Source organism: Microbacterium sp. BK668 (genome assembly GCF_004362195.1).
GTDB lineage: Bacteria > Actinomycetota > Actinomycetes > Actinomycetales > Microbacteriaceae > Microbacterium.
In genome coordinates, this window is the sequence record NZ_SNWG01000001.1 from 859,878 (window position 1) to 872,663 (window position 12,786).

Annotated in this window: 11 protein-coding genes; 10 read left to right on the forward strand and 1 reads right to left on the reverse strand. The window is 70.1% G+C overall.

Translation table 11 applies throughout. The features are described from left to right. Positions 1–9: 9 nt before the first annotated feature. Positions 10–3,288, reverse strand: coding sequence for a glycosyl hydrolase (locus EV279_RS03805; RefSeq protein WP_243728424.1), 3,279 nt, complete (start codon positions 3,286–3,288; stop codon positions 10–12). A gap of 155 nt (positions 3,289–3,443) precedes the next feature. Between EV279_RS03805 and EV279_RS03810 the strand changes: the two genes are divergently transcribed. From EV279_RS03810 to EV279_RS03855, 10 genes are all read left to right on the forward strand, one after another. After that, positions 3,444–4,403, forward strand: coding sequence for a sugar ABC transporter permease (locus EV279_RS03810; RefSeq protein WP_133541584.1), 960 nt, complete (start codon positions 3,444–3,446; stop codon positions 4,401–4,403). Position 4,404: 1 nt separating this feature from the next. After that, positions 4,405–5,241: a carbohydrate ABC transporter permease gene (locus EV279_RS03815; RefSeq protein ID WP_133541585.1), complete on the forward strand. Its 837-nt coding sequence runs from the start codon at positions 4,405–4,407 to the stop codon at positions 5,239–5,241. A gap of 123 nt (positions 5,242–5,364) precedes the next feature. Then, positions 5,365–6,159 (forward strand): TIM barrel protein, encoded by a 795-nt coding sequence (locus EV279_RS03820; protein ID WP_133541586.1) that lies wholly within the window; start codon positions 5,365–5,367, stop codon positions 6,157–6,159. Continuing rightward, on the forward strand, positions 6,156–7,724 hold the full coding sequence (locus EV279_RS03825) for a GMC oxidoreductase (protein ID WP_133541587.1): 1,569 nt from the start codon (positions 6,156–6,158) through the stop codon (positions 7,722–7,724). The genes EV279_RS03820 and EV279_RS03825 overlap by 4 nt, the downstream gene beginning before the upstream one ends. Positions 7,725–7,761: 37 nt before the next feature. Next, the gene (locus tag EV279_RS03830; protein WP_133541588.1) at positions 7,762–8,169 is read left to right on the forward strand and encodes a DUF6379 domain-containing protein; all 408 of its coding nucleotides are present in this window, start codon (positions 7,762–7,764) and stop codon (positions 8,167–8,169) included. Then, a complete protein-coding gene (locus EV279_RS03835) occupies positions 8,166–9,290 on the forward strand; it encodes a sugar phosphate isomerase/epimerase (protein ID WP_133541589.1) in 1,125 nt (374 codons plus the stop codon). Before EV279_RS03830 ends, EV279_RS03835 begins: the two co-directional genes overlap by 4 nt. Beyond that, positions 9,287–10,360: a sugar phosphate isomerase gene (locus EV279_RS03840; protein WP_133541590.1), complete on the forward strand. Its 1,074-nt coding sequence runs from the start codon at positions 9,287–9,289 to the stop codon at positions 10,358–10,360. Before EV279_RS03835 ends, EV279_RS03840 begins: the two co-directional genes overlap by 4 nt. Beyond that, entirely contained in the window at positions 10,353–11,156 is an 804-nt protein-coding gene (locus EV279_RS03845) for a nuclear transport factor 2 family protein (protein ID WP_133541591.1), read from the forward strand. Before EV279_RS03840 ends, EV279_RS03845 begins: the two co-directional genes overlap by 8 nt. Before the next feature lie 9 nt (positions 11,157–11,165). Beyond that, a complete protein-coding gene (locus tag EV279_RS03850) occupies positions 11,166–11,582 on the forward strand; it encodes a DUF6379 domain-containing protein (RefSeq protein WP_133541592.1) in 417 nt (138 codons plus the stop codon). Continuing rightward, on the forward strand, positions 11,579–12,781 hold the full coding sequence (locus tag EV279_RS03855; protein WP_208109462.1) for a Gfo/Idh/MocA family oxidoreductase: 1,203 nt from the start codon (positions 11,579–11,581) through the stop codon (positions 12,779–12,781). Before EV279_RS03850 ends, EV279_RS03855 begins: the two co-directional genes overlap by 4 nt. Positions 12,782–12,786: the final 5 nt, after the last annotated feature.

Genomic DNA, 12,786 nt, shown 5'->3' on the forward strand with positions numbered 1-12,786 from the left:
AACTCCAGATCACACGCCCTTTTCCACGACGAGCTCGACCGGCCCCGCGAGGCCCGCGGGGAGAGGCGCGGCTGTGGGCTCGAACACCTCGGTCATCGGGGCGAACACTCGACCTGACGGAGCGGCTGCCTCGGCGATGAGGCGATTCCGCCACGGCGTCGCCACCTCGACTTCGATCCCGTTGCTCCCGCCGGCCAGCGCGTCGGTCACGTCGACCCGGAAGGGGGCTGTCCACGCGACACCGCAGTCGACGCCGTTGACGCGGACGCGCGCGAGGTCGCCGACCTGCCCCAGATCGATCAGCATCCGCTCGTCCGCGGTGCCGGGTTCGAGCTGGAAGCGGGCCCGGTACAGCCCGACCCCGGAGAAGCCGCGCGCGTCGGCGTCGAGCTCGGTCCACATCCGCGGACGGTCGCCCAGGGTGACAGGTTCTCGCCCCGGGAGCTCGAGCGTCCACGGGCCCCCGATGGGACGGCGATCGACGGCGCACTCGGCGGCTCCACCTCGCGTCCCCGCGTCGACCTGCGGCTGCTGAGGGGTCGTCGCGCGCTCGTCCGCGCCCTCGTCCTGGAGCGAGCCGCCCGAGTCCGGAACGAGGAAGACCGAGCCGAACGGCGGCAGCAGGACCTCGAACACCCGCGCATCCTCGGGGGTCTCCGCTTCGGCAAGCCGGCGCGAGCGCACCTCGACGGGGTCCCACGCGCTGACGGCGTCGACCGACCGCGGCATCCGCACACGCGCGCGCACCTCCGCGGCGGTGGGATTGGCGAGGAACGTCACCCGCCGCCCGTCGATGCGCCGCGCGATCGTCCGCAGCGCCGCGCCCACGATGCGGAGCTCCGGCTCGATTCCGAGCTCTTCCAGGGCCGCGCCCAGGTCGCCCGTCGGAACGATCCGCCCTCGGGCGCGCGGGAGCGCCCAGATCTCGTCGCAGAGACGTGCGAACTCGTCATCGTCGTCGCCGAGCGACGGCGATCCCTCCGGACGCGTCCCGACCACCGTCGCGCCGGCGTCGAGCAGGTCACGGATCCTCCGCAGCGCCCCGACGGTCAGGCGCCGGCTCGACCCGCCGAGATACAGCACGCGATACCGCGCTCCCGCCGCGACGAGGCGGCCCTCGTCCACGTCGAGCATGCCGAGCCCGTCGACGCCGAGGTAGTCGAAGTCGAAGCCGTCGGGCACCGACGCGTCGAAGGCCTCGCCGAAGAGGCCGGTGACCGGCGCCTCCTCGCCGATGAAGACGGCGATGTCGACGGCCGGCTCGCCGGAGGAGAGCACCGCCGAGCAGCGCGCGAGGTAGTCGATCCACGGGCGCGCCATCGCCGCCCACGTCTCGTTCCGCGTGAACGCCTGACCCAGGAAGGGAGCGAGGGCGATGCCGGGCGGCGGAGCGGCGACGGGCTGGTGAGGGGACGTGTGGATGCAGAAGCGCGTCACCCCGAGCGCGAGCTGGAGGTCGGCGACGTGCTTGAGGCTCCGCGGCGTCGAGGCCCACGGGCGGTCGAAGCTCGAGAAGGCCTCCGCTCCCGTCCATCGCCTGCCGTAGACGTGGGCGACGGACGACGCTCCCTTCAGATCGGCGACATACGTCGGCTTCGGCCCGTCGTCGGGGTCGAAGGTCCACATCGCCCCCATCGGGACGTCGGCGTGCGAGCGCATCGCCAGGTCGTCGCCGAGCTGCGGACGGCGATCCTCCAGAGCCTCGGCGTAGTACGCCATCCCTCGCGCGCGGGCCTCCGCGGCGAGCGCGCCGTAGTACTCGGTCGCCAGCAGCTCGCTGATCGTGCGCCGGTAGTCGTAGAGGAAGCGATCGGATGCCTCGGCTCCGCCGACGACGTATCCCGCGAGCGCCGGCAGCCACGGGGTCGGGTCGTAGCCGCGCATGCTCCGGAAGCGCTCGGCGATGCCGTCGGTCCAGTTCTGCGGGCCGGCCTCGATGCTGTCGCTCAGCAGGGCGTCGTACCGGCCGGGAGCGAAGCGCTCGAGGTGCGTCCCGAGGTAGGTGGCGACGCGGCGCCCGTCGAGCTTGTCGACCTCGAGTCCGGTGGCGTCCCGCGGCGCCGGCCCGTTGGTCTGGCCCGTGAGGGATGCCCCGAGCCGGAGCAGCTGCCACCGCCCGGGCGGCGCCTCCCACGTGACGCGGTCCGCGCCGGCAAGGCCGGTCAGGTCGTGCACGTCGCCGGGAGAGACGGCGGCGGTCCCCGCGGCGGCGGCGGTGTCCACGGCGTAGAAGTCGGGCACGACCCCGAACGCGGCCTTGACCTCGGCCTGATGCACACGGCCGCCGGCGCGAAGGGCGAACTCCGACACGACGAAGGCGTCGCTGCGACGCAGCACGGGCGGTCGGCGGACCCCGTCCGAGAGCGGAGGCAGGGCATCGGCGGCGCTCGCCCCCGACACGACGAGCCGGAAGCGGCGGGCCGTGACGGGCGGGAAGGCCGCCGTGCGCGCGGGGACGGTCGACGCGGGAAGCACGACGACGTCGCGGTAGAGGGCGCCGTCGTCGCTCGCCTGGAGCACCGCGTCGGGAGACGGCGCGGCGCCGAACCCGCGCGGGCCGGGGAGGCCGACGGTCACGGAGCCGACGGTGACGGGCCGGTCGAACTCCTGCTCGAGCCAGGCCGACGACCAGGCGTCGGGGTCGCGCGGAAGCGAGACGGCATCCTGGAACGAGCCGTCCACGAGGGGCGCGGCATCCGCAATGGCCACCGATCCCGTCACTCGCGCGGGGATCAGCCTCTCGTGGACGCGGTCGGCGGGAAAGGCCAGCACGCGCCAGTCCACCGCCCACGGCTCGCGCGGATCGGCGCCCCACGGCGCGGCATCCTGGAAGGGGCCGGCGACCGAGGGGAGCGGCGGCAGCTCCACGTCGACCGGACCGCCGCCGTCGACGACGAGCTCCGACCACACGACCTTCTTCATGGCATCCGCCGGCTCGACCCAGGGGCCGCCGGCGGCGCTCCACCCCGACGAGGTCGCGACCGCGAACTCGAGGCCCAGGCCGGCCGCCGTGCGGGATGCCGTATCCAGCGCCTCGGTCCAGGCATCCGTCCCCGGGCGCACCGGCTCGGGCACGACGAGCGGCACCCCCACGCCGCCGTCGAAGAGCTGAACCCCACGCACCCCGGCCCCGTGCAGCCACTCGAGGTCGCGCTCGATGCCGGCCGGATCGATGTTCCCGTCCATCCAGTGCCACCAGGCGCGGGGGCGGGCGTCATCGGGCGGATCCGCGAACGCTCTCCAGAGGTCCGCGAGGGGTCCGGGCGCGGGGGGTGCCTGCTCTGCCACGCTGTTCATCCTGGCCGCGAAGGGTGACGGGCAGGCGTCTGCTCCACTTATATCCGATATCGCTACAACTAATGTGTGCTTTCGACGCAAGTGTGTGAGCATTGCTGCAGGCGCTGCCGGACAGGGCGGTGCGTGACGACGAGGTCAGAGAGCAGATGACAGTGACGATCGAGCGCGACGCTACTCGCACCCTCACGGTGCCCCCGGACGCACGGCATACCCCGCGCCCCCGCGGCCGCAAGCCGCTCATCAGCTACGGCCACTGGTGGTGGGCCCTCCCCGCCATCGTCCTGGTCATCGGCGTGCACTACGCCGCGACCCTCACGGGCGGCTTCTTCGCCTTCACGAACTGGACGGGCCTGGGCGACTGGGAGTTCATCGGATTCCAGAACTTCGTCCGCATCTTCCAGGACCCGACGCTGCTCGGGTCGGTCTGGAACACGCTCTTCCTCGCGTTCGGCAGCGTGATCCTGACCAATGTCTTCGGACTCGGGTTCGCCCTCGCGATCAACCGCACGCTCAAGTCCCGCTACGTCCTTCGCACGCTCCTGTTCCTGCCCGTCGTCCTCAGCCCGCTCGCCGTCGCGTACATCTGGAAGTTCATCTTCCAGTTCAACGGACCGCTCAACGGCTTCTTCGCCCTCATCGGCCTTCCCGACCTCCAGAAGGTGTGGCTCGCCGACCCGACCTGGTCGATCTGGGCGATCCTCATCACGGTGGTCTGGCAGCAGACGGGCTTCGTCATGGTGATCTACCTGGCCGGCCTCGCCTCGGTTCCCGTGGAGATCGAAGAGGCTGCCGCGCTCGACGGCGCCAACATCTGGCAGCGCTTCCTGCACGTCACGGTCCCCGCGATCCGCCCCTCGATCGCCATCGCCACGACGCTCGGCATCATCCAGGGCCTGCGCATCTTCGACCAGATCTTCGCCCTCACGGGCGGCGGTCCGGCGGGGGCGACCGAGACGCTCGCGACCCAGGTCTACAAGCAGGCTTTCTCGCTCGGGCAGTTCGGCTTCGGCTCCGCGCTCGCGCTCGTCCTGACCCTCATCATCCTCGTCTTCGCCATCATGCAGCAGTTCGCGACCCGCGACCGCGACGCCGTCGGAAGGGCCTGACATGTTCCGCTACACCAAGCTCACCGCCGTCCGCGAAGCCCTCATCTGGGTCATCACGCTGATCTGGCTGCTGCCGTTCTACTTCCTCGTCGCCACGGCCTTCAAGGGCGATCAGGAGGCGCTCACGACGAGCGCGGTCGCCCCGCCGCAGTCGCTCGACTTCAGCGCCTTCGTCGAGGTGCTGACGACGGGCGGGCGCAACAGCATCCCGCTCAGCATCCTGAACAGCGTCATCATCACCGCCGGCGCCATCGCCGGGCTCGTGCTCTTCGGATCGGTCGCCGCCTACGTCATCACGCGCCGCACGCGCACGTGGACGAACCTCACGTTCTATCTCGTGCTGATCGCGATCATCCTGCCCGCTCAGCTGGGCACCGTGCCGCTGTACATCGGGGCGCGCACGGTCGGACTCACGGGCAACGCGCTCGGCATGATCCTGCTGTGGATCGGCATCCTGCTGCCCCTGTCGGTCTTCCTCTACGCGAGCTTCTTCCGGGGTCTCACCACCGAGTACGAGGAGGCCGCGGTCATCGACGGCGCCTCGCCCACGCAGGCCTTCTTCCGGGTGGTGCTCCCCCTCATGGCACCGGCCACCGGCACCGTCGCGATCCTTGCGGGCCTCATCGTCTGGAACGACTTCTTCAACTCGCTGATCTTCCTCGGCGGATCGACCACGCAGACCCTGCCGGTCGCGATGTACACCTACGTCGGCGGTCTCGTCTCCGCGTGGAACAAGATCTTCGCCGTCGTGATCATCTCGATGGTCCCGATCCTGCTGTTCTACATGTTCGCCCAGAAGAAGTTCATCCAGGGCTTCGCGGGGGGACTCAAGGGCTGACGCCCGTCCATCGATTCGGGGGCGGCCGGATCGTCGAGCGGTGGGCGGCACTCGCCCTCCGCACGTCGCCCACTCCAACCGATCTGCGACCCCTCGACGCGCTCGAGGACCGAAAGGCCCGTCATGTACCAGCTCGCACCCAACATCGAACTGCTCTTCACCGAGGCCGGCGACTACCACGACCGTGTCCGCGCCGCCGCGGCGGCCGGCTTCGACGCGGTCGAGATGTGGGGACCCACGGGAGTGGATGCCCCGGCTCAGCCGAAGGACCTCCCGGCCCTCAAGGCGGCTCTCGAGGAGACCGGCACGCAGCTGACGGCCCAGCTCTCGGAGCCGCGGACGCAGTTCATGATCCCGCCGTGGGACCACTCCGAGTTCTACCGCAAGCTCGACGGGGGCGTCGCCATCGCTCAGGACCTCGGCTGCCCCCGGATCGTCGTCGGCAGCGGCACGGGCTTCGGCGGCTGGAAGCGACAGGTGCAGCTCGACAAGCTCATCGAGATCTACCGGAAGGCGATCGCGCAGATCGACGGCTCGGGGATCACGCTCGTGCTCGAGCCCGTCAACGTTCGCGTCGACCACCCCGGCTCGCTCCTGGACCGCACGAGCGAGGCCGTCTACATCGCCCGCGGCGTCGACTCGCCGTTCTTCGGCGTGCTCTACGACATCTACCACTCGGCCGTCGAGGGTGAGGACATGGCGGCGGAGCTGGCGAACGCGGGGGACCTCGTCACGTACGTGCAGCTGGCCGATGCTCCGGGTCGCGGCGAGCCGGGGACGGGCTCCCTCGACTGGGCCGAGCGCCTCGGCATCCTCCGCGCGGCGGGCTACGACGGTCCCATCGGGCTCGAGTACTACCCGACGACGCAGTCCGAGGCATCCGTCGCGCTCATCCGGGAAGTGGCGGTGAACGCATGAGCGGGTACCCCGACGAGGTCGACGTCGCCATCGTCGGCAGCGGCCCGACGGGTGCCGCGTATGCGCGCATCCTCAGCGAAGAGGCGCCCGGGACCACCATCGCGATGTTCGAAGTGGGCCCGACGATCTCCGACCCGCCGGGCGCGCACGTGAAGAACATCGCCGACCCCGAGGCGCGCGCGCGTGCGCAGGCCGCCTCGGAAGGACCGGGGGAGCGGGGCGCCAAGGTCGCCAACCCGGGGGCCGCGAAGGCCGGCGTGCGCGCTGCGCGTCCGGGCACGTTCCTCCTCGAGGACGGATATCGGTTCCCCGGCGAGGACGGGCTTCCCGTCGTCGCGATGTCGAGCAACGTCGGCGGCATGTCGGCACACTGGACCGGCGCGTGCCCGCGTCCCGGCGGCAGCGAGCGGATCGACTTCCTCCCCGATCTCGACGAGCTCCTCTCCGAGGGCGACCGCCTCCTCGGCGTGACGACGAACGCATTCGACGCGGCGCCGTTCGGCGAGATCGTCCGCGAGCGCCTCGCGAAGGCGGTCGACGAAGGGCGCACGGCAGAGACGAAGGTGCAGCGGATGCCGCTCGCCGCCCATCGCCGCGAGGACGGCCGCCTGGTGTGGTCGGGGTCGGACGTCGTGCTCGGTGAGGTCACACGCGACAACCCCGCGTTCTCGCTGTTCGACGAATCCCTCGTCACCTCGGTCCTGCTCGACGAGGGTCGCGTCGCAGGCGTGAAGGTGCGCGACCTGCGCACCGGTGAGGAGCACGAGGTCCGTGCGCGCTTCGTCGTCGTCGCCGCCGACGCGCTGCGCACTCCGCAGCTGCTGTGGGCCTCCGGCATCCGTCCGCCGGCTCTGGGCAGGTACCTCAACGACCAGGCGCAGGTCGTGTTCGCCTCCCGCCTGCGCGGGGTCGAGACCCTCGGCGCGGACGCTCCGACAACGGGCCTCGCCGAGTACAGCGGAGTCAGCTGGGTCCCGTTCACCGACGACGTGCCCTTCCACGGACAGGTGATGCAGCTGGATGCCTCGCCCATCCCGCTCGCCGAGGACGACCCCGTCGTCCCGGGGTCGATCGTCGGACTGGGCCTCTTCTGCGCGAAGGACCTGCAGGCCGACGACCGGATCGACTTCGACGACGCCGAGCGCGACGCCTACGGGATGCCGGCGCCCCGCATCCACTACGCGCTCACCGACCGCGACCGCGAGGTCATCGAGCGGGCGCGTGCCGAGATCGTGCGCCTGGGCGAGGCGATCGGCGACCCGCTCGACTCCCGTCCCTTCACGCTGCCCCTCGGATCGTCGCTGCACTACCAGGGGACGACGCGCATGGGCCCGGCAGACGACGGCACCAGCGTGTGCGGGCCCGACAGCGAGGTGTGGGGAGCTCCCGGGCTCTTCGTCGCCGGCAACGGCGTCATCCCGACGGCCACGGCGTGCAACCCGACGCTCACCTCCGTCGCGCTCGCCGTGCGCGGTGCGCGGCGGATCGCCCGCGATCTGGAGACGAGCCGTACTCCGGTCTCTCGCTCGACCGCCGCCGTTGCTTATGTCGAAAAAAGACATTAGGCTGTAGAAACGAAGTCAAAGTAGTCAAGGAGGACTCGTGATCCCCGATCGCATCATCGAGCAGGGAACGCTCACCACCGACGGCGTCCGAGCCTCGGTCGAAGTGCGCCTGCCCTGGTACCGTGCGCTTCCCGCGTCCTGCATCGCCGGCGCCACACTGGCCGTGGACGGCGTCGAGGCGCCCGCCGAGTCTCTGCGATGGGAGATGAACGGCACGACGTCCACCTTCGCGGAGCTCGTCCCGAACACCGAGGAGTGGTGGTTCCCCACCGACTCCGCCGTGCTGTCGGGCGACATCCCGCTCGCCGAAGACGCCGCCGAGCACACCGTCGAGGTGGGTCTCGTGCTCTACATCCCCTACATCGTGATCGGCGCCGACGAGGTGCTGCACATCGAGGAGAAGGACTCCAAGACCATGACCGCACGCAAGGCGGTGGCGGCATGACCGCCCTCCGACAAGCTCAGGGACCGGGTAGCCCGATCCAGGGCGTCACGCTCTACAGCTTCACGCGCGCATTCCACGGGCGTGAGTACGACCTCGAGGGCCTCATCCGCAAGGCCGCCGCCGAGGGCTTCGGCCCCGGCCTCGAGATCATCGGCTTCTCGAGCTTCCGCGGCTTCCCCGAGATCGACGACCACTACGCCGGCTGGTTCAAGGACCTGATCGCCGAGACCGGGCTCGTCACCACCTCGCTCGCGGTGAACGCCGACATCGGCATCCACCGTGACCGCCTCCTGACGCAGGACGAGCTGCTCGAGTACATGCGCCGCCAGATCGCAGCCGCCGCCAAGCTCGGGTTCCCCATCGCCCGTGTGCAGATCTCGATCACGCCCGACTCGATGGAGGCGCTCGCGCCGATCGCCGAGGAGTACGGGGTCACGCTCGCGCTCGAGGTGCACGCCGACCAGTACGCGTCGCATCCGCGCATCCTGGCGCTCCGCGACCGCTACGAGAAGGTCGGCTCGCCCTTCCTCGGATTCACGATGGACTGGGGCGCGACCGTCTCGGGCTTCGCGCCCTCGCTCCTCGAGGCGTACCGCCGCCGGGGCGCGTCGGACGAGCTGCTCGCCGCCGTCACCGGTCTCTGGGACGAGTTCTACCAGCAGGGCCCGCCCGCCGACCAGGCCGACCACGGCCGGCGCTTCGGTCGCTTCATCGGCCTCGCCGCCGAGCACGGTCGCCCGGACCTCGGGATCGACATGGGCATCAACGCCACGGGCCTGTTCGGCCCGGCGCGGGTGGACGACTGGCTCGAGATCTTCCCGTGGATCACGCACGTCCACGGCAAGTTCTTCGGCATCGACGACCAGCACGAGGAGCCGTCGGTTCCGGTGCGCGATCTCGTCCGCCTGCTCGTCGAGAACGGCTACAACGGCGCGATCTCGAGCGAGTACGAGGGCTGGCACTGGAACTACTGGCAGTCGCCGTTCGACATCATCCGCGACGAGCAGGCCGTGCAGCGCTCGGCCGCCGAGGCGGCCGGCTCGCAGATGACGACGGATGCCGCGGCGGCGCGCACGCAGCTCGCACAGTGGCTGCCGACCACGACAGGAGCGAACGCATGACCCTTCGACGAGCTCAGGACGGCGCTTCGGACGGCATCGCCGGCACCGGCATCAAGCTCGGAACGACCCTCTACTCCATGACGAGCGAGTTCGCCGCGGGCCTCTACACGCCCGAGACCCTCATCGCCGCCGTCGCGGAAGAGGGCATCGGCCCGGGCGTCGAGTTCAACATCGCGCAGCTCCTGCGGACATACCCCGACGTCGACCAGGCGTTCGTGAAGCTCTGGTTCGACGCGCTCGAGAAGTACGGCCTCGAAGCGAGCGCGGTAGGCACCAACCTCGACATGGGGCGACGCAAGGACCGGGACATGACGCCCGACGAGGAGCACGACTTCCTCGCGCGCCAGCTCGAGACGGCCCACACCCTCGGGTTCAAGAGGGTCGTCATCCGCTCGCACGGCAAGGAGCTGCTGCGCGGTCTTCTGCCGCTCGCGGAGAAGTACGACCAGTACCTCGGCTATGAGATCCATGCGCCGTCGGGACCGAACAACCCGCAGGTGCTGCAGATGCGCGAGATGTACGACGAGCTCCAGTCCGAGCGCCTCGGCTTCACCGCCGACTTCTCGTCGACGATGCACAGCCTCTCCCCGACGCTGCTCGCGCAGCTCGGCAAGATGGGCATGGACGAGAAGCACTTCGCCGTCATGGACGAGATCTGGCACGAGCCGACGCCCATGCACGTGCGCAACCAGACCTTCGAGGACTACCTGGTGAGCGAGGGCGTCGACCCGCTGACGTTCGGGCCGTTCACGCGGCTCGCGTTCAACATGCACGGGCTCGTCCCGCCGGAGGAGTGGCTCGACATCATGCCGCAGATCTTCCACGTGCACGCGAAGTTCTACGACATCGGCGCCGACGGCGAAGAGCCGGCGATGGACATCCCGCGCATCGTCAGGCAGTTCGTCGTGGGGGGCTATCAGGGGTACCTCTCCAGCGAGTGGGAGGGTCACGCCTTCCAAGACCTCGGCGAGGCCGACCCGATCGAACTGGTGAAGAAGCAGCACGCGCTCATGCGCAGAGCCATCGAAGACACCGTTGCCGAGCAGTCGAAGGAGACCGCGAATGTCTGACGTCTCGACGAGCTCGACGACCGGGGTGACCGACCGCTCTGTCGCGGAGCTCGCCGCCGAGCTGGCCGACCTCCGCGAGCAGGTCGCGGCGGCGCAGCGCCTCGCGCAGCGCGCCGAGGACCGCGGTCAGGTCGAGAATCTGTTCAACCGCTACATGTACCTGCACAACGCCTTCGAGGACGAGCAGATCATCCCGCTGTGGGTCCGGGAGGGCACGGAGGGCATCCGGGCGCGCTACACGAACGCCGGTCAGTACACGACGTGGAAGAGCGTCACCGACTACCACCGCGGTCGCCCGCACCCCGAGGGCAAGCTCATCCTCCACGCGACGACGACGCCCGTCATCGAGGTCGCGGCCGACGGGAAGACCGCCAAGGGCGTGTGGATGATGGCCGGTACGGAGTCCGGCCTCACCGACCCGAAGGTCGCCGAGGCCTTCCCCGACATGTACTCGCCGCAGGAGGTCCTCGGCAAGAAGGTCTGGGCCCACTGGGTGTGGTGCAAGTACGCCATCGACTTCCTCAAGCAGGACGGTGAGTGGAAGTTCTGGAAGTTCCGCTGCTACGAGCTCGCCCGTGCTCCCTTCGAGGAGAACTGGGTCAGCTTCGGCCTGAAGAACCAGGGCGCCTTCGACCTCGACCTGATGTACTTCGGCGACGACGGCAAGCCCGTCTTCATGCCGCCGGCCGACGAGCCGGTCCCCTCGACCAACCACCCGTACAGCCCCGAGACGGTGCAGAAGCTCGAGCCGGCCCCGCCGGTGCCGCACGAGACCTTCACCGACACCTACGCCTGAGGAACGATCATGGCAACGCACGACTCCCTCTTCGCCGACAAGGACGTCCGGCGCACCGAGAACGGCGTCGCCGTCTCGCTGCAGCTGCCGTGGTACCGGAGCCTGTGGCTCTCGGCGGTCGACGATGTCGCCGCATCCGTCAACGGCGTCGAGATCCCGAAGGACTCGCTGCGGTTCGAGCTGCAGGGCAAGAGCTACCGCATCGAGGAGCTGCCGGAGCAGTCGGAGACGCTGTGGTTCGTCGCCGACAAGCCGGATGTCGTGATCGACCTCGGTCGCACGCCCGAGCCCGGTGAGAAGCTCACGGTCGAGGTCGTCCTCACGATGCGCCTCCTCTACATGCAGATCGCGCCCGGGGTCGACGGCGGTCCCGGCCGCTACGTCACCAACCGCGTCCCCGTCGAGCGAGAGGTCGTGCTCGCATGACCCTCCGCGTCGCCATGATCGGCTACGGGTTCATGGGCGCCGCCCACTCGGTGGGCTGGCGTCAGGCGCCGCGGATGTTCGCCCTGCCCGACGACGTCGAGATGGCCGTCGTCGTCGGCCGCAACGCCGAGGCGGTGGCCGAGGCTGCCGCCAAGTGGGGGTGGCAGGAGTCGGCCACCGACTGGCGCGAGGTCGTCGCGCGCGACGACATCGACATCGTCGACATCGTGACGCCCGGCGACTCGCATGCCGAGATCGCGATCGCGGCCCTCGAGGCGGGCAAGCACGTGCTGTGCGAGAAGCCGCTCGCGAACACGGTCGCCGAGGCGGAGGCGATGGCGGATGCCGCGTCCCGCGCCGCGAGCCGAGGCGTCCGGTCGATGGTCGGCTTCACATATCGTCGCGTCCCGGCCGTCACGTTCCTCCGCGACCTCATCGCGCAGGGCGCCGTCGGCAGGATCGCGCAGGTCCGAGCGGCCTACCGCCAGGACTGGCTCGTCGACCCGGAGATGCCGCTCGCGTGGCGGCTGCAGAAGGAGCACGCGGGCTCCGGGGCGCTGGGTGACATCGGCGCGCACATCATCGACATGACGCAGTTCGTGACGGGTCTGTCGGTGGATGCCGTGTCGGGCGTCGTCGACACGATCGTCACGCAGCGCCCCCTCCAGGGGTCGGGCGAGAACCGGTCCCTGAGCCTGTCGAAGGGCGGAACGGCGGCCGAGGGCTACGGCGAGGTCACGGTCGACGACATCGCGATCTTCACGGGACGGCTCGAGTCCGGCGCCCTCGTCTCGTTCGAGGCATCCCGCTTCGCGACCGGCCGCAAGAACGACCTGTCGATCGAGGTCTCGGGGGACAAAGGCGCTCTGCGCTTCGATCTCGAAGACCTCAATTCGCTGTGGTTCTACGACCGCACGGCACCGGAGGCGACGCAGGGCTTCACGCGCATCCTCGTGACCGAGGCGCAGCATCCGTATGTCTCCGCGTGGTGGCCCGCCGGGCACATGCTCGGCTACGAGCACGGGTTCAGCCACCAGGTCGTCGATCTCGTGACGGCGATCGCCGAGGGCACCGATCCTCATCCCTCCTTCGAGGAGGGCCTGTCGGTGCAGCGCGTGCTCGCCGCCGTCGAAGACAGCTCCGCCCGGGATGCAGCCTGGGTGCGCGTCGCCGCAGGAATCTCCTCGCCGACACGCTGAGCGCA